The following is an 18,447-nucleotide window of genomic DNA, read 5'->3' on the forward strand; positions in this document are numbered from 1 at the left end:
TGGTACTTATCGATAGCATTTACTACACAAGCAGGTAAACCATTAATCAGCCGTCATGCTAGTCTCTGTATGCAGCTCTTTTAGCGTATCAATCAAGCGCTCATGCTGCTCGGCGGTACCAACAGTAATACGCAAATACTCACTAATGCGCGGCTTATCAAAATGGCGAACGATAATCCCTTGATCACGCAATGCACTCGCCACAGCACTTGCATTACCATCTTTTGGACGGGCAAAGATAAAGTTGGCATGCGAGGGCAATACTTTATAGCCTAGCGCCGTCAACTCTTCGGTCAATGACGTACGCAAATCGATAACCTGTTGGCGCGTTTGATCAAAATAATCCACATCTAGCACACTTGCCGTCGCACCAGCTTGCGCTAGCTTATCCAGTGGATAGCTATTAAAGCTATTTTTCATACGCGTCAATGCTTCAATCAACGAAGCACTACCAAAGGCCATCCCAACACGTAAACCAGCAAGTGACCGTGATTTTGAAAAGGTCTGCGTCACGATAACGTTGTCACACTCATTGATTAAACTGACCGCTGAGACTTGCGAGCCTGTACTGTCTGCATCAGCCTGCGCAAAATCAATGTATGCCTCGTCAATTACAATCACCGCATTGGAATGCTCGCTGGCTAGCTTACGGATATCAGCAAGCGATAGGAGTAAACCAGTCGGCGCATTTGGGTTGGCAATGATGATACCGCTACAAGGCTGGCGATAAGCATCAGGATCAATACTAAAATCGTCTTCTAATGGGATTTTGACGAGATGCACGCCAAAAGTCTGCGCGTAGACAGGATAAAAGCTGTAGCCAATATCAGGTGATAAAAGCGGACGCTCTTTTAGGAAGAAACTGGCAAATATAAGCGCCAATACTTCATCTGAGCCATTACCGACAAATACCTGATTGACATCAAGGTCATATGCTTGTGCCAATGCAGCACGCAGGTCATTGGACTCAGGTGCCGGATATAAACGCAGCTCTTGCGCTTGCTGGGTGAGTACTTTAGCGATTGCCTCCCCTACTTTTGGTGAGGGCGGAAATGGGTTTTCATTGGTGTTCAGTTTGCATAAATTGTCGTGCTGTGGCTGCTCACCCGGTACATAGGGTGATAAGTTGCGTGCTTTAGACGACCACAGCCTATTATCTATCTTTGACTCACTCATAAATTATCCTACTAATTAGCCATACAGACTATTAAAAATATCTATCAAAAGTAAAAATGAAGACGCTCAAAATATCTTACTGATAACGATAACGGGCTGAGCGCGCATGGGCTTCTAAGTCCTCTCGCTGCGCTAGAATATCAGCCGTCTTGGCCAATGGCTTGCTGCCGGATTCACTGCAATAAATAATTGATGATTTCTTCTGAAAGTCATAGACACCTAAAGGTGAAGAAAAGCGCGCAGTACCAGATGTTGGTAGCACATGGTTCGGTCCTGCACAGTAATCGCCAATCGCTTCAGGCGTGTGGCGACCCATAAAGATAGCACCCGCATGACGAATATCCTCTAGCAATGCATCAGGGTTATCAACGGATAACTCCAAATGCTCAGGGGCAATACGATTAATCAGTGCCATCCCCTCGCTACGATCTTTCACTAAGATAAGTGCACCACGATTTTGCAGCGAGTCACGCGCGATATCTGCTTTTGGCAGCTCAGCGAGTGCTCTTTCTATCTCTAACTCGACTTCTTTTAACTGCTCTTCACTGGTCGTCACAAAGATAGCTTGAGCGATACGGTCATGCTCTGCTTGCGACAACAAATCCATCGCGAGCCAATCAGCTCGATCTTGTGCTTCACCCTCTGCATATACCAACACTTCTGAGGGGCCTGCAATCATATCAATGCCGACTTGTCCAAATACTGCGCGTTTGGCTGCCGCGACATACTTATTACCCGGCCCTGTGATTTTATCCACCGCTGGAATGGTCTCAGTGCCGTAGGCTAAAGCTGCTACCGCCTGTGCGCCGCCAATGGTAAAGACACGGTCAACTTGAGCCAAATGAGCGGCTGCTAATACCAAAGGATTGAGCATCCCTTTTGGCGCTGGTACGACCATGATGACTTCAGCGACGCCAGCCACTTTGGCAGGGATAGCATTCATCAATACTGATGATGGATAAGATGCCAAGCCACCCGGCACATAAATACCAACGCGATCAAGTGGCGTAACTTTTTGACCTAAGCGATTGCCTAGCTCATCTTCATATTGCCACGTTTCTTGCACTTGGCGCTCATGAAAGGTCTGTACCCGAGTAGCTGCTGTGGTCAATGCCGTTTTTACATTCTCATCCAGATTGGCAAATGCATCGGCAAGTGCTTCTTTAGACAGCTCTAGCTCTTGCATCGTTGTCGCTGGATGCTGATCGAATTGCTGAGTTAATGCCAATACGACGCTATCACCATCCGCACGTACTTGTGCGATGATATCGTCAACGGTATGCAATAATTCAGCATCACTGACGGTTTCAAAGGCAAGCAGTTGTGTCAATTGATTGTCAAAATCGGCATCTTGGGTACTTAACTGGCGCATGACCTAATCCTATATCTGAGCATAAAATACTGCTGAAAATAAACGGCGTGAATATAACTAAAGTATGCTTATTATTCACAAATATGGCGACTTACTGGCTGTCTTCTTGTCTAAATTTTACGGTGATTTTATTTTTTCGCAAGCTAATACAACAAAACCAGTGTAGCACGCTATGACAGACATAGAGCGCTAAACTGGTTTAAAAATTCGTATCACCATGCTTTATATTACCAATGATTGACACCGGTTTACTAGGCATTGGCAATACTGTTTTTAAAGCTATCTAAAATGGGTTCTAGTAACGCAAATTTGCGCTTATAGCTGACTTGATTGACGATAAGACGTGATGACACATCACAAATATGATCGCGCGCTTCAAGTCCATTCGCGCGTAGGGTATTACCCGTATCAACCACATCGACAATCAAATCGCCCAAGCCCACCAATGGTGCCAGCTCCATTGAACCGTAAAGCTTGATAACATCAACTTGCTGACCTTGGCTCGCAAAATAAGCGCGCGCTACATTGACATATTTGGTCGCGATACGCAGACGACGATTGGGCAGTGGTGCGTCTTTTACGCCAGCGGTCATCAATTTGCACTGAGCGATTTTTAAATCAAGCAGTTCATACACGTGGTTCGCGCCATGCTCAAGCAGCACATCTTTACCTGCTACACCAAAATCAGCCGCACCGTGCTCGACATAGGTTGGTACGTCGCTTGCACGCAAAATTAATACACGTACATTTGGGTTTGAGGTTGGAAAAATAAGTTTGCGCGAGGCTTCAGGGTCTTCTAAAAGATCAACACCCGCTGCACGTAGCAGTGGCATCGTCTCTTCTAAAATACGGCCTTTTGATAACGCCAACGTTAGACCTGAAAACGCATCGTTTACTTCGTTTAGTAGACCATCGGCTGGTGCAGGTTTGCTTGTCTCAGTCATAATGACATCGTGTCCATATGCAGTTAGTTTCCCCATTCAAGGGAAGTTTTAATGTATAACGTAATTCATGTATAAACTACGGTTGACCTATCAGTATTAGCCGTTGGTATTGACACGCTGGATATTCACACCAAGGCTACGCAGCTTGTCTTCGACATGCTCATAACCACGGTCAATATGATAAATGCGGTCAATCAAGCTCTCGCCTTCTGCCGTTGCAGCCGCCATCACCAGTGACATAGAAGCGCGTAAATCTGTTGCCATAACTGGTGCCGCCGTAAAGTTCTCGACACCTCTGATCACCGCAGTATGTCCATCCACTTGGATAGATGCACCCAAGCGGTTTAGTTCAGGTACGTGCATATAGCGGTTTTCAAAGATGTTTTCGATAATGGTACTGGTCCCATCAGCCAGACAGCAAATCGCCATCAACTGAGCTTGCATGTCTGTTGGAAAACCTGGATGTGGCTGAGTCCGAATATCCACTGGCTTTGGACGACCTTTCATCTGCGCGCGAATCCAGTCATCACCTGTGGTGATCACTGCACCCATCGCTTCAAACTTCTCAAGCACTGGGTACAATAAAGAGGCTGTAGTTTTTTTGGTCAACACATCCCCTTGAGTCATCAAGGCACCAGCAAGATATGAGCCTGTCTCAATACGATCCGGTACCACTGAATACTCACAACCGTGTAGACGTTCGACCCCTTCAATGGTCATCGTCGAAGTACCGATGCCGCTGATTTTGGCGCCCATCGCAACCAGCATATTGGCTAAATCGACTACTTCTGGCTCTAATGCACAGTTAGCCAAAACGGTCGTGCCTTTAGCTAATGCCGCTGCCATGATGACGTTTTCCGTACCGCCAACTGTCACCATATCAAATGAGAAGTGGCAACCAATCAGCTTACCACCTTTAGGCGCTTGCGCTTTCACGTAACCGTTCTCTACGCTGATTACCGCACCCATCGCTTCAAACGCTTTTAGATGCTGATCAACAGGACGTGAACCAATCGCACAGCCACCTGGTAACGACACTTCAGCTTCGCCAAAACGCGCCAGTAATGGACCTAATACCAAAATTGACGCGCGCATGGTTTTTACCAAATCATACGGCGCATAAAAGTTATCAATAGTTTTGGTATCACAAGTGACCGTATCGCCCTGCTTTTGGATATCAATCCCCATGCCACTGATCAATTCAATCAATGTTCGTACGTCTTTTAATGACGGCACATTATGCAATGTCGTTGGCGTCTCAGCCAATATCATCGCAGCAAGCAATGGCAAGGCGGCATTTTTGGCGCCTGAAATAGTAACTTCCCCTGCGATACGACTACTACCAGTGATTAAAAATTGATCCATAAAGGTGACAACCTAGCGATGAGTATAGAAAATGGTGAAAACGAGCAGTAAAGAATCCTTATGTCTGTTAAACGAACTCTTCGATTGCCAGTTAGATAGATAGCTATATAATTAGCCTTTTGATTGAGCGTCCCACTCAGCAGGCGTTAGCGCTTGAATATTGAGGGCGTGAATATCGCCACTCGCAATCTTATCATTAACCAGCGCATAAATGGCTTGCTGACGTTGAACGGCGCGTTTGCCTTCAAAGCTTGCATCAACCACGCGCACGTCAAATTTATTGCCTTGATTGGCAGCTTGGATAAAAGCGTCTGGGAAGTGAGTCTGTAAAAATGCGATCAAATCGTCAGCGTTCATGCTCATAAAATAGTCTGCCTTAACGTTTAGAATAGGGTATAGATTTAAAGTGATGACATTATAACAAGAGTTTGCCTATCTTACAGTACTGTCTTGCTCAAGTATATTTGAGGACTGAAACCGTATCGAAAAATAAGCAGTCAAAAGCCCATGATATGAATAACAACAAGCTATTTGAGCATTGTGTCTAGATACGTCACTACTTGCGCGCGTACATCATTGACCCAGCGTAACGGCGGTGCCATTGCTCCAATGATAGTTGCGTGACTCGCGCCTTCGATCTCACCAGTCTGCACCGTTACCCCTGCCTCTTTCAATGCTTGCGTCATTTTGAGTGCATTGGTTGGATGCACCACTTTATCTTTTTCTGCGGTTAATAACAAATATGGTGGCTGTGCCCCTTTGATCTGACGGTCAGGCATGACTTGATCAGGTGTGGCATCCGAGGGAAAAGCTGACGCACTACTAAACTTACGGAAGTCATAACTGTAAGGCCCTGCAATACCGATAACCGTCGCAATGTCTGTTGGCTTAATACCATAGGGCGCTAAAAAGTCTTCGTTGGCGACGGCTGCGACTGCATTAAACGCGCCAGCAGAGTGGCCCATGACAGCAACACGTGACGGATCAGCATGCAAACTGGTCGCATTCTCGATACTCCAAGCAATCGCTTGGGCCGTATCATTGACATAATCAGGATAGACGCGCTCAGGTGCTTTGCGATAATTAATCACTGCGGTGACATAGCCTGCCTGCGCTAAGCTTTGACCGACAAAGGCATATTGATCTTTATTACCACTCTCCCAAGAACCGCCATGCACGAATAACACCATAGGGTAGTCATTATTGATAGCGCTTTGGGCTTTCATTGCCTGTGCCAAGGGCTTTGGATAGTAAATATCTAAATCTTGCAAAGGCTCATCACCGTATAAGATATCTTTACTTACCCCTACACCGCCACTAGAAGTAATGCCATTGACAAAGCCTAGCGGTGATAATGCCTGTGCACTTTGGGTGGCAAGCGCGATGCTGCCTAGCGCCAATGCTGCCGCTCCTACAACCCTTAGTCTGCGCGGGTGTTTACCAAAAGAATTATGATCAAAGTTCTTGCAGTTGTTCGCACCTGTCTTTTGTTTTATGTGATTTACCGAATCCTGCATTGCCAATACCTTGTTACAGTTATGGATCTTAAGATATGCATCTTATAGTTATGAATCATGCCTAACATCGTGAGCGCTCTATGGTCTCATTAGAACCTCTGATTCTGTGACGTTTCACTATTGATATAGTACTCACTGGCTGAGGATTTCTCGTGCTTTTACTGTTATATCTATTTAGGCTTATTGTGATTAATATCAAAAAAAAGCTACTAGCATCCTATGATGTGACGGGTATCACATATAGCGAAGTAGCTATTATACAAGCTCTTATTTATCGTCAATCATTGCTTGGTAGACTCAGCTTGGCAAACTCAGTAGTTTTACTGATTTTGATAAAGATCGATATATGGGCTTGATGATGGTTGCGCCGTAGTCGCCTCTTCTTCCGTTATTACTATCGGCGTTGCGGTACTGACAGCAGTATCTTGGACAGCTGGTGCGACTGCCGGATTGGCTAGGTTATTCTCGTACATAATATCATCATCGTTTATCTTTACACCTCTATCATCGACAACTGTCGTCAGCAGTACCAGCTCGGTCACCCCAACAGTGCTGTTCGCAATATCAATTAAGTTACTTTGTTGGGTGGGTGTCATGCGGCCCATAATATAGACCACGCCATTGTTGGTGACTGCTTTGATCTGTGAGGTTTTGACGCCATCGCTGGCGGCTATTTTTGCCAGTAGTTTTGAGGTGATATAACCATCATGAACCGTTGAGCTATAGCCTTTTGAAGCACTTACTTCCATCTCGTTGTAGACACGGCGTACATCTGGCATGGAGCTGACGACCTTTTCTACTTCTGCTTTGAGCGCTTCAGACGGTACTTCCCCTGTGAGCAGCACTTCGCTATTGAAGCTATCGATACCCATACGGCTGGTCTGCTGCAAGTCTTCTTTTAACCCATACACGTTGATTTTGGCAGTATGCTCGATACTACGATCTAGTAGACGCTGTGGAATGGTGCGCTCAGTCATTGGCACACCGTAAGTTCCTTCTGTACTGTTGGTCAGATAGTTGGTGGCACAGCCTGTACTGACCACACAAGCAGCAAGCATAATGCCCGTCGTAATACAGCGTGATGAACCAAAAATAGCAGTGCGCAAATGCATCCGTGTCATTGTTTACCTCTTAGAGCATGGTGGTGACGGTGTTATAAATTCAATGAGTTGAGTCAATTTTTATCTAGCAGTGATAAGACAAATTTTGTTAACAGCTACTTTACTTAATTTTGGCCAGCAGCGGTTAGGTTTTTGGTAACGAGTATTGCGCGCTAGATTCAGTCAGGCGCGCGAGTCATCCCGTATTTGCGTTATATATTTACTACCATGCACTGGCTACAAAGGCACCTTTAAGCCATTGCAGCTCATCACTCAACGGATTCTCTTTTGAGCTGAGCTTACCCGCCGTATTATAAGCAATGACATCAAAGCGGCAGTCATAATGAGCGTACTCAGGATGCTGCTGCAAAAAACATTGCGCCGCTTTAATCACTTTACGCTGCTTGCTTGTCGTCACGCTGAGTGCTGCATCGCCATAGACTGACCGCTTGCGTTGACGAACTTCGATAAATACTAGCGTTGACCATGCAGGTCCTACTTCCGTCATAATCAGATCTAGCTCGCCTATTTTTGGCTGTTGCCAGTTTTGCGCCACCAACCGTAACCCTTGTGCTTGTAAATACTCACACGCCTGCTGTTCAAACAGGCTGCCTTGGCGTTGTTTCGGTGAGGTTAAAATCAAAGGTTTGTGATTCGCCATAAGGTCAATTCGTCTGCTTAACATTTGAGAATTATCATAGCACAACATGCTAAACTAGCCACTTCTGCGCGTTATGCTCTCAAAATCTATCGATTTATTCACTCACTATTTGACTGAAAAATCATAGATAACGACTGGATATAATGGCGCACTATTATTGTTAATAACCCGAGGTTTTCATGTCTACCCCTACTGCGATGCCAGCTTGTCTCTATATCGTTGCCACGCCGATTGGCAACTTGACCGACATGACGCCACACGCGATTGCTGTTTTAAAGCAGGTCGCGATCATTGCCTGTGAAGATACTCGCACTTCAGGTAAGCTGTTGTCGCATTTTGGTATTGATACCAAAGGAAGCAAAACGGATGAGGCAAAAAGCTCAGAGACCCATCATGCCACAAGTAGTGTAGAAGATGATGAGGCCACAACGAAGCAAAAAGGTCATAACAAGCTATGGGCTTATCACGAACACAATAGCGCTATTCAAACGCCTAAAATCATTCAAATGATTGAGCAAGGTCATTCGATTGCCTTGATTAGTGACGCTGGTACGCCACTGGTTAGTGACCCAGGTTATCAATTGGTACAGGCTGCACATGAAGCTGGCGTGACCGTATCTCCTATCGTTGGGGCTTCTGCTGCTATTGGCGCATTGTCAGTGGCAGGGTTGCCATCAGATCGATTTAGCTTTATTGGGTTTTTACCAGCCAAAACTCACGGCCGTCAAAAACAACTGAACGATTTGATCGCACGTACCGAAACTCTGATATTTTATGAAGCGCCGCATCGTATCGTATCTAGCCTGGAAGATATGGCGACGATATTTGGTGCAGGCCGTGCAGTGACTTTTTGTCGTGAATTGACCAAAACGTTTGAAACCGTACATAAGAGCACCCTTGGCGATTTAGTCGAGTTTGTCAAAGCAGATGACAATCAGCAACGCGGTGAGATCGTCGTGGTCGTCGCTGGCGCCGGTGTGGCAAAGGATACTGACGACATCAGTACTCATGATAAATTGCTACAGCGTTTGCTAGAGGATCTATCGGTCAAAAAAGCAGCCGCGCTGGCCTCTGATATCACTGGTGTAAAAAAGAATGCACTTTATCAGCGTCTACTAGAGCTGCAAGCTGACTAGTTTTTAACAATAAGAAAGATAACTGTTTATAAATTAATTGAAGAGAGGTAAGCAATGTACGATGTAATGGCGATAGGTAATGCGTTGGTTGATCACGAGTATGTGCTGTCAGATGCGGCACTAGAAGAGACCGAGCTGACCAAAGGTAATATGACACTAGCAGAGTTTGAGGAGCAGCAGCAACTACTGGCTTACTTTAAGTTGGCTGAGATTGAGCCATCAAAACAAGCCGGCGGTGGCTCAGCAGCCAACACGATGTTCACCTTTGCTAGCCTCGGTGGCAAGCCGTTCTATGCATGCCGCGTCGGTGATGACGATCAAGGGGCATTTTACCTCAGAGACTTGCACGAAGCAGGCGTTGCCACATCAGATAAATCTATCCATGAAGGCGGTGTGACCGGCTCATGCGTGGTCGCTGTCACCGAAGATGGCGAGCGTACCATGCAGACCTATCTTGGCACCTCAAGCGAAATCGCAGCTGACAATGTTGATTTTGATGCGTTGACGCAAGCAGACTGGCTATATTTAGAAGGCTATTTGGCCATGTCTGAAAGCATTCAACCAGCAATGACGCAACTGCGCCAACAAGCCGGTATTCATAATGCAAAAATTGCCGTGAGTTTTGCGGATCCTGCGGTAGTGAAATTTGCCAAAGACGGCCTGCTTAACATGCTCGGCAATAAAGTTGCCGTGATATTCTGTAATAGCGAAGAAGCCAAGCTATTCACCGATAAAAAACAAGTCAAAGCCGCTGCCCGTGCTTTGCTTGAACATTGCCAAACAGCGGTCGTCACTGATGGTGCCAACGGTGCGGTCATTGCCCACAAGCCTGATGACGAATCGGAGATTGAAGTTTACGACGTAGCAACGCCAGCAGTAACGAGTGTCATCGATACCAATGGCGCAGGTGATAACTACGCGGGTGCCTTCTTGTATGCGCTATCACAGCATTATAGCTTGCCAGAGTGTGGACGTCTTGCTAGCGAAATATCGTCACAAGTCATCCAGCAGTTTGGACCACGTCTTGCCTCGCAGGATTACCGAGATATCGCTCAGCGTGTCCTATCTGCTTAAATGCTGAATATGTATATTTAACGCAAATAAAAAGTCCATATCAAGTCGATATGGGCTTTTTTGTTTATAGATTATAATCACTCAAATAATTTTCCTAAATGAGCACGCTTTTATATTAGGGCGTGTTGAACATTCGCAAATAGGCACTGCTGATCGCTAAAATTGTTCCAGACAAGGCACAAAGCGACGATAATGCAGATGCCTTAGCGAGATTTGTAACGCAGTATGGGGCAATTTTAGCATCAGCCCCAACGATAAAAGCAGGGGACAGGACTCTTTTTTGCCGCTTCATCGTTAAAAATAAGCGCTTAGAATGACTAAGCTTATTATTTTTAACATCGAGTCGCCTAAAAAATAGTCGCTGTCAGTGCCATGGTCGAGTGTTCAACACGCCCTAAGCAGTAGCTAATGCTTGCGCAAGATCGGCTTTGATGTCTTCAATATGCTCGATACCAATAGACAAACGTACCATATCTTCACTAACGCCAGCTTGCTCAAGCTCCTGCCCATTTAACTGGCGATGCGTCGTCGAGGCAGGATGACAGGCCAATGACTTGGCATCACCGATATTCACCAAGCGCGTAATCAGCTGTAGCGCATCGATAAAGCGCGACCCTGCTTCCAAACCGCCTTTTACGCCAAAGGTCAAAATAGCAGAAGGTGTGCCTTTCATATATTTTTTGGCAAGCTCATGCTCAGGATGGTCAGACAGGCCAGCATATTTTACCCAAGCGACCTTGTCATGGTCACGTAAGTATTCTGCAACCGCTTGTGCGTTCTGTACATGACGCTCCATCCGTAGGCTCAGCGTCTGCATCCCTTGCAAGATACTAAACGCATTAAGCGGACTAAGCGCCGCGCCCGTATTGCGTAGCGGTGCGACACGAGCACGCGCGATAAAGGCAGGCGCGCCCACGTCTTTGACAAAATTCACCCCATGATAACTGGCATCTGGTGTGTTCAGTAATGGGAAACGCTCAGGATAATCGCCCCACGCAAACGTACCACTATCGATAATCGCACCACCAATCGACGTCCCCGTACCGCTCATATACTTAGTCAATGAATGCACCACAATGTCCGCACCAAACTCAAACGGACGGCATAGCGCAGGGGTCGCAACGGTATTGTCAATCACGACAGGCACACCGTACTCGTGAGCAATATCACTGAGCGCCTGAATATCTACGATATTACCTAGTGGGTTACCGATACTCTCGGCAAAGACCATTTTCGTCTTATCATCGATTAAATCACGAATGGCTTCTGGATTTTTGTGGTCAAAAAAGCGCACCTCGATACCTTGACGCGGCAATGCATGCGCAAACAAATTGTAAGTCCCGCCATATAGCGTCGATACGGCGACGATATTGTCACCTGCTTCACAAATGGTCTGGATCACATAAGTGATAGCAGCCATACCAGAGGCGACCGCAAGCGCACCGATACCACCTTCAAGCGCAGCAACGCGCTCTTCTAGCACCGCATTGGTCGGATTCATAATACGCGTATAGATATTGCCCGCGACCTTTAGATCAAACAGATCAGCACCATGCTGAGTGTTATCAAACGCATAGGAGCTGGTATGGTAGATAGGTACGGCGACAGATTTGGTGGTCGGCTCCACGCTATAGCCAGCATGAATCGCCAAGGTCTCAAGACGCTGGTTGTTCTTTAGTTCTTGGGCTGCTTGTTCATCACTCATCGTACATTCCTTTGTATGGATCAAATGTATTGATCAAGATTTACTGATTCAAGAGTTCGCGTTTAAAAACTATTTTAAAAAGCTGTCTGCTAAATCATAGCAATAAAAAAAGCTGAGTTCATCATAACTCAGCTTCTTTATTAAAAGAATAGCAAAATACTAATTGTTTAATGACAAACATGCATAAGCGTTTTTATAACCGCTATGCTGCTTTTATTGGTTTTTTGCATTTATTTATAATAAGCATTTTCTGTGCGCGTATGGTCGGTATCATCAACCACTTGCGTCAGTTCTGGTATTTGCTGCTTAAGCTGTACTTCAACGCCTTGACGCAGTGTCATATCAACAGCTGAACAGCCTTGGCAACCACCGCCAAACTTCAAGACCGCGGTCAGGCCAATACCTTCTTCTTCAATCAATTCAAGCAACTGTACGTCACCGCCATGCGCTGCCAAGCCAGGGTTAATCTCTGACTGCAAGACATAGTTAATACGCTCTTCGACACTGGCATCAGCACCTACTTTCGGTACTTTAGAGTTTGGCGCGCGGAAGGTCAGCTGACCACCAAAACGATCTTTATTGTAATCGATGACCGCATCTTCCAAATAAGGCACCGAGGCCGCTTCGATAAAGGCTGAAAAATCATCATAGGTCAAGCACAAATCAGCGCTGTCTTCTTCGCCTGGTTGGTTGTAAGCCATGCAGCACTCTGCGCGCGGCGTACCAGGATGCTCAACGAAGATACGCACACCGATACCATCAGTGTCTTGCTTGGCTAACAAGTCTGCCAAATAGCCTTGAGCAGACTCAGTGATGGTGATATTGCTTTTTGCTTCAACTTGCTCAGTATCTAATGCTGACTCATAGTCAGCGGCTTGATTTTGCTCACTCATAATGTTTCCTATGCGTTATGACACAAGCGCAATATCTATTATGGCGACCGTGTCGTGAATTTGAATTTTTCAAAATTTTTATGGCTTATATCAGTTTGCAAGCCATCAGTGCTTGAGGTTTATTATTGTAATGCACTGGCAGCAATAGTCATAAAATTTAATCCGTCTATAATGGCCATTATACCTGAATCAAGGAGTAATTCCGACCGCGCTACTGTGAATTGAACCGTGACCGCTGCAAATGGTTGTCATTGGTTTTTTCAATGGCACTACAAGTCAGTAGATTAGGCATTGTTTATATAATGACTGATAAGCTACCCTCTATATAAAGACAGCTGCATTATTTATCAAGCAGACTAAATATAAATATTGCCTACTAAGGATACACCCCTAAACATCTTTCCACTTGTCAGAAAGTCACAGGCTGTGTCAGTATTAGCGTCATTAATTTTTTATCAATAAAAATAAATTGTAGGAAATTGGCGTCTATGAGTGAATTATCAGAGCAAGCTTCAGATAAGCAAAACCCCGAGCGAAAAAACAGCACACACTACCGTTATTTGGTTTTTATCGGGCGTTTCCAGCCGTTTCATTGTGGGCACAAGGCAGTCATTGACGAAGCGCTCAAACGCTCTGATGAAGTGATTATGCTGATTGGTTCGGCCAATCTACCACGCAGCTTACGTAATCCATTTAGCGTCGCTGAACGCGCTGCAATGATCAAGGGCGCTTACTCAGCAGAAGACGCCGCTCGTATCCATTGCGTCGGTCTAGACGATGCGCTCTACAATGACACGCGCTGGCTACAATACGTCCAAGCAGGCGTGAAATCGGTCACGGGTGATTTGCAAACGGATATTGGCTTGATTGGTCACTCAAAAGACAGCTCATCATATTACTTATCGCTGTTCCCTAACTGGGCATCGGTGTCAGTACCCAATTATCATAATCTATCAGCCACGCCTATTCGCGACAGCTATCTGATGGGCGCTACGCCAACGCCTGAGCGCACGCCTGAGTCAACGCGCAGCGTCCTCGATGCATTCAAAAAAACGGACGACTATCATCAACTGCATGAAGAAGCGGACTTTATTGATAAATACAAAAGACAGTGGCAATCTGCCCCCTATCCACCAACCTTCATGACGGCTGATGCGTTGATTGTACAATCTGGGCACATCTTACTAGTCGAGCGACGTAGTATGCCAGGACGCGGATTGTGGGCATTACCGGGTGGTTTTTTAAACCCAAAAGAGACGCTATTTGACGCTTGTATTCGCGAGCTGCGTGAAGAGACACGCCTGAAAGTGCCTGAGCCCGTATTGCGCGGTTCTTGCCACAGTCAGCATACCTTTGATGACCCGTATCGTTCAGCACGCGGACGCACCATTACCCAAGCCTTTTACTTCCAGCTCAAAAACGACCCAAAAGGGTTGCCAAAAGTCAAAGGCGGTGATGACGCAACCAAGGCTTTTTGGCTGCCACTGGCAGAGCTTGATGCCAAAATGATGTTTGAAGATCATTATGCGATTATTACCAAAATGGTTGGCTTATAGTTTTTTAACAAATGATTACGTAAGCGATAGCTGTCTCAATCATTAATAAAAACCTCACTATTTACTTTGTTATTTTTATACCAGTGCCGATAGACGGCACTCAACCGCCGCCACTGTTCTTTCAAGGCAGCTGCGGCAGCTCAAAGCAGAGGAGTTCTGTGATGTACACCAGTAATCTAAACAATTTAATCTTAAATAGTGACAGCTATAAAACCTCACATTGGGTGCAATATCCAAGTGGTAGTGAGTATCTGTCCAGCTACATTGAAGCACGCAAAGGCGACTATGATGTGGTGTTCTTTGGTCTGCAGGCCTTTATCAAAGAGTACCTAAGCACTCCTATCACGCATCAAGATATCGACGAAGCCGAAAAAGTGATTAAAGCGCATGGCTTAACCTTTAATCGTGCGGGCTGGGAGCACTTGATTGAAAAACACAACGGCTATTTGCCACTGCGTATTCAAGCCGTTCCTGAGGGCAGCATCGCTCCGGCATCAAATGTAGTCTGCCAAGTTATCAACACTGATCCTGAGTTTTATTGGCTACCAAGTTATATCGAAACAGCGCTATTACGCGCGATTTGGTATCCGTCAACGGTCGCTAGTGTCTCTCGCTATTGCAAAGAGATTATCCGCCAAGCGCTAGAAAAATCAGCGGACAATACAGAGTCGCTACCTTTTCGCTTACATGACTTTGGCGCGCGCGGTGCGTCGAGTCAGGAGACGGTTGCCCTTGGCAGCTTGGCGCATTTGGTCAACTTTGCTGGTACCGATTCAATGACAGCACTTATTGCAGCCAGTCGCTGGTATCAGATGGGTGATGACATGCCTGCGTTCTCTATCCCAGCGGCCGAACACAGCACAATGACGGCTTGGGGACGTGATGGAGAAACCGCTGCTTTTCACAATATGATTGAGCAGTTTGGCGGCACAGACAAAGCGTTTTCGGTGGTATCAGACAGTTACGACCTATGGAACGCGATCGATAATATCTGGGGCGACGCCTTAAAAGACGACATCAAAAACATGGGCGGTACCTTGGTCATTCGACCAGACAGTGGCGAGCCGACTAAAGTGGTTCGTGAGGCTTTAGAGCGTTTGGCGGTGAAGTTTGGTACAACTGTCAATAGCAAAGGCTATAAAGTGCTGCCTAATTATGTGCGCATCATTCAAGGTGATGGCATCAGCGCACAAAGCTTAAGCAAAATTATTGATGTGGTGTTAAAAGCAGGGTTTAGCATAGAAAATGTGACCTTCGGTATGGGCGGTGGTTTATTGCAACGAGTCAACCGTGACACCATGAGCTGGGCGATGAAATCGAGCGCTATCTGTATCGATGGCACATGGAAAGATATTTATAAAGACCCTATCACCAGCCGCTCAAAACGATCGAAAAAAGGACGATTGGCACTGGTACAAGATGGCAATGGTCAGATCAAAACCATAAAAGAGCAGGCATTGGGTGCACCATCAGACAACCTATTACGCGATGTCTATGTTGATGGTCAATTATTGATTGAGGACAGCCTTACAACTATTAGGGAGCGTGCAGGATGGTAGACACCAACAAACTAACATCTATCGCAAAAGATGTATTATTTGCGCCTGTTTATCTTTATCAAGGACGCAAAATCAAGCGTGAAACCGTTCGTTTGCCGGAGCCAAACGGCGAAAGACATGGTATGGTTGAGCTATCAAAAGCAGATGATGGACTGTCATCTAAAAGCCAAGAGACGCTCAATTTGATGATCGTGGGCGACTCAGCAGCAGCAGGTGTTGGCAGTCAGACTCAGCAAGAAGCGCTGGTTGGTAAGCTGATTCCGATATTGGAACAGAATGCCGTTATTCGATCGAACTTTGCACAGCTCAATTGGTCATTACAAGCGACGACTGGTCATACTAGCTTTGATATTTTGCGCAGATTATATGTCCTCCCTACTCCTGACCAACCTATCGATGTGATGTTGCTGAGCGTTGGGGTCAACGATACGACGTCCAATGTGGCAGTCCACAAATGGCAACAACAGATCGAAGACATCATCCATATTGCACAGCGCAAGTTTGGTGTCCGCGAATTGATTTTTTTGAGCTTACCACCGATGGCGCAGATGCCTGCGATTCCCTCCCCACTCAATAATTTTGTTGGGGCAAAGGCCTCAATACTTGATGAGATATTGCAAAAAGTCTGCGCTGCTCATGACGGTGTCAACTATATGGCAACTGACTTTGCACGCATGATAAAAGAGCATGGCAATGGTCAGCCTATTGATATTGCCGTGATGTTCGCCAGTGATGGCTTTCATCCTAGCAGCCTAATGTACGGTTATTGGACACAGCAAATTGTAGAAAACATTACGCAGTTATTGGCTCCATCTGCCATTCAGGCTGATGACCAAACACACTCAAGTGTTAGTGCCTAAAAACACATGTGTTTAAAAACAAAAAAAACCGCTGAATCATCAGCGGTTTTTTATTACTTAGCAAAACACATTTACACCATAGGTATAAATTATTCAGCAGCGTCAGCAGCTTTCTTGCTACGGCCACCAAATGCACCAAAGCGTTTGTTGAAGCTTGCAACACGGCCTTCAGTAGAGGTTTTACGTTGCTCACCAGTATAGAATGGATGCGACGCACTTGAGATATCAAGTGGGTAGTATGGGTATTCTTTACCTTCGTATTCGCGAGTCGCTTTAGTCTTAGCCGTTGAACGAGTCAAAAAGAACACGTCAGCGTTTGTATCATGGAATAAAACTTCTTGGTAATCAGGATGGATATCTTTACGCATAATAAACTCTCTAGGTCCGATGTATGTATGGCAATTTGCGTCAACATCATGAGCGATGTCTCAAGCAAACGAAAACATACGTTACTGAGGCACTAAGGACATTATAAGTATGGCAACTGCGTCACTGGCTTATTCCAGCACAAAGCACCACTCTTCTGCTCACTTAGCCTTTCCCCAGCGGGAAAATTAAACCGCGATTTTAACGGTTTTTGTCACCCAACGCAAGCCGCAGTTGTGATAGAGATATGTGATAAGTTGTCACCAATACACAAATAGTGTTGAGATGTACGAGTTAACCCAGTACAATAATTTGGTTAGTTTAATTAATCAATTATATAGATATCTGTAGTTAAGCTAACGAGCTTTAGCTTTTCTTTGCCATTTATCTATCGAACATTTATGCGATATGGCTAGTCAGTTTTCTACAAAAAATATCGCATTCTTTGTTCATCGGTAAGCACAACTTCCCTAACACTAAATAAGGACTATTCAATGATAAACACTACCATCAAAACCACTACTAAGGCACTATTAATCAGCTCAGCACTTGCTATCACGACTATGGCAAGCGCTGCTCTACCAACTCAGTGGCAACTAGATAATTCACATACTCGTGTCGGTTTCTCTGTTGAGCATATGGGATTTTCTACGGTTATGGGGCACTTTAGTGATGTCGACGGCACTGTACAGTTCGATCTAAAAAACCCAAATCAAACTCAATTTAACTTTGTTGTAGATACAGACAGTATTGATACTGGTTGGGAAGCCCGTGACAAGCATCTGAAAACCGATGAGTTTTTCAATGTTGAGAAGTACCCTACCATGAGCTTTAAATCCACTCAGGTTAACTTTATCAATCCACAACAAGCAAAAGTCACTGGCGACTTTACTTTACTTGGTCAAACCAAACCATTAACACTTAACCTAACGCTAAAGAAAATCGATAACAGTCCTTTGACCAAAGAACCTGTGGTTGGCTTCCGTGCAACAGGTAATATCGATCGTACAGCGTATGGCATGGACGCTTACTCACAAGGCATCACCACCAACGTCCCTATTCAGATAGATGGTGAGTTGGTAGAAAAGAAGTCAAAATAAGTCTTGTTAGCTTCTAGCATTTACTACTAGCCATAAAAAAGCAGCCTCTATGATAGGGCTGCT

The 18,447-nt window shown here is 45.5% G+C and carries 17 protein-coding genes; 6 read left to right on the plus strand and 11 right to left on the minus strand.

What is annotated here, in order from left to right; genetic code table 11:
* Positions 1–42: 42 nt before the first annotated feature.
* The 8 genes from hisC to CUR83_RS12100 all read right to left on the minus strand — a co-directional run bounded on the left by hisC (position 43) and on the right by CUR83_RS12100 (position 8,183).
* On the minus strand, positions 43–1,176 hold the full coding sequence (gene hisC / locus CUR83_RS12065; protein WP_071002914.1) for a histidinol-phosphate transaminase: 1,134 nt from the start codon (positions 1,174–1,176) through the stop codon (positions 43–45).
* 76 nt (positions 1,177–1,252) lie between these two features.
* Complete coding sequence (gene hisD, locus CUR83_RS12070) at positions 1,253–2,548, minus strand: histidinol dehydrogenase (RefSeq protein WP_284719733.1); 1,296 nt, start codon at positions 2,546–2,548, stop codon at positions 1,253–1,255.
* A gap of 251 nt (positions 2,549–2,799) precedes the next feature.
* Positions 2,800–3,492, minus strand: a complete 693-nt coding sequence (hisG, locus tag CUR83_RS12075) for an ATP phosphoribosyltransferase (RefSeq protein WP_071002912.1) — start codon at positions 3,490–3,492, stop codon at positions 2,800–2,802.
* 96 nt (positions 3,493–3,588) lie between these two features.
* Positions 3,589–4,857 (minus strand): UDP-N-acetylglucosamine 1-carboxyvinyltransferase, encoded by a 1,269-nt coding sequence (murA, locus tag CUR83_RS12080; RefSeq protein WP_058025508.1) that lies wholly within the window; start codon positions 4,855–4,857, stop codon positions 3,589–3,591.
* Positions 4,858–4,968: 111 nt separating this feature from the next.
* On the minus strand, positions 4,969–5,220 hold the full coding sequence (locus tag CUR83_RS12085) for a BolA family protein (RefSeq protein WP_058025509.1): 252 nt from the start codon (positions 5,218–5,220) through the stop codon (positions 4,969–4,971).
* Positions 5,221–5,384: 164 nt separating this feature from the next.
* On the minus strand, positions 5,385–6,374 hold the full coding sequence (locus CUR83_RS12090) for an alpha/beta hydrolase (RefSeq protein ID WP_284719734.1): 990 nt from the start codon (positions 6,372–6,374) through the stop codon (positions 5,385–5,387).
* 320 nt (positions 6,375–6,694) lie between these two features.
* Complete coding sequence (locus tag CUR83_RS12095; protein ID WP_223333335.1) at positions 6,695–7,495, minus strand: BON domain-containing protein; 801 nt, start codon at positions 7,493–7,495, stop codon at positions 6,695–6,697.
* Positions 7,496–7,697: 202 nt separating this feature from the next.
* On the minus strand, positions 7,698–8,183 hold the full coding sequence (locus CUR83_RS12100) for a YraN family protein (RefSeq protein ID WP_071002909.1): 486 nt from the start codon (positions 8,181–8,183) through the stop codon (positions 7,698–7,700).
* A gap of 131 nt (positions 8,184–8,314) precedes the next feature.
* Between CUR83_RS12100 and rsmI the strand changes: the two genes are divergently transcribed.
* Both rsmI and CUR83_RS12110 read left to right on the plus strand, forming a co-directional pair.
* On the plus strand, positions 8,315–9,271 hold the full coding sequence (gene rsmI / locus CUR83_RS12105; RefSeq protein ID WP_071002908.1) for a 16S rRNA (cytidine(1402)-2'-O)-methyltransferase: 957 nt from the start codon (positions 8,315–8,317) through the stop codon (positions 9,269–9,271).
* Between the two features lie 54 nt (positions 9,272–9,325).
* A complete protein-coding gene (locus tag CUR83_RS12110) occupies positions 9,326–10,345 on the plus strand; it encodes an adenosine kinase (RefSeq protein ID WP_071002907.1) in 1,020 nt (339 codons plus the stop codon).
* 394 nt (positions 10,346–10,739) lie between these two features.
* Here the strand turns inward: CUR83_RS12110 and CUR83_RS12115 are convergent, their stop codons facing one another.
* Together CUR83_RS12115 and nfuA are read right to left on the minus strand one after the other, a co-directional pair.
* Positions 10,740–12,050 (minus strand): O-acetylhomoserine aminocarboxypropyltransferase/cysteine synthase family protein, encoded by a 1,311-nt coding sequence (locus tag CUR83_RS12115; RefSeq protein ID WP_093070375.1) that lies wholly within the window; start codon positions 12,048–12,050, stop codon positions 10,740–10,742.
* Between the two features lie 230 nt (positions 12,051–12,280).
* Entirely contained in the window at positions 12,281–12,943 is a 663-nt protein-coding gene (gene nfuA, locus CUR83_RS12120; RefSeq protein ID WP_058025134.1) for a Fe-S biogenesis protein NfuA, read from the minus strand.
* A 488-nt stretch (positions 12,944–13,431) separates the two neighbouring features.
* Between nfuA and CUR83_RS12125 the strand changes: the two genes are divergently transcribed.
* From CUR83_RS12125 to CUR83_RS12135, 3 genes are all read left to right on the plus strand, one after another.
* A complete protein-coding gene (locus CUR83_RS12125; RefSeq protein WP_284719735.1) occupies positions 13,432–14,499 on the plus strand; it encodes a bifunctional nicotinamide-nucleotide adenylyltransferase/Nudix hydroxylase in 1,068 nt (355 codons plus the stop codon).
* 161 nt (positions 14,500–14,660) lie between these two features.
* Positions 14,661–16,058 carry a nicotinate phosphoribosyltransferase gene (locus CUR83_RS12130; RefSeq protein ID WP_093070380.1) on the plus strand — a complete coding sequence of 466 codons (1,398 nt, stop codon included), beginning with the start codon at positions 14,661–14,663 and terminating at the stop codon, positions 16,056–16,058.
* Positions 16,052–16,918, plus strand: coding sequence for an SGNH/GDSL hydrolase family protein (locus CUR83_RS12135; RefSeq protein ID WP_093070382.1), 867 nt, complete (start codon positions 16,052–16,054; stop codon positions 16,916–16,918). Before CUR83_RS12130 ends, CUR83_RS12135 begins: the two co-directional genes overlap by 7 nt.
* Positions 16,919–17,007: 89 nt before the next feature.
* On the opposite strand, the gene CUR83_RS12140 is transcribed toward CUR83_RS12135, so the two are convergent.
* The gene (locus CUR83_RS12140; protein WP_075107333.1) at positions 17,008–17,286 is read right to left on the minus strand and encodes a type B 50S ribosomal protein L31; all 279 of its coding nucleotides are present in this window, start codon (positions 17,284–17,286) and stop codon (positions 17,008–17,010) included.
* Between the two features lie 492 nt (positions 17,287–17,778).
* On the opposite strand from CUR83_RS12140, the gene CUR83_RS12145 reads away from it, so the two are divergent.
* Positions 17,779–18,384 carry a YceI family protein gene (locus CUR83_RS12145; RefSeq protein ID WP_071002900.1) on the plus strand — a complete coding sequence of 202 codons (606 nt, stop codon included), beginning with the start codon at positions 17,779–17,781 and terminating at the stop codon, positions 18,382–18,384.
* The last annotated feature ends 63 nt before the right edge of the window (positions 18,385–18,447 follow it).

It is taken from the genome of Psychrobacter pocilloporae, from assembly GCF_029872915.1.
GTDB classification, from domain to species: domain Bacteria; phylum Pseudomonadota; class Gammaproteobacteria; order Pseudomonadales; family Moraxellaceae; genus Psychrobacter; species Psychrobacter pacificensis.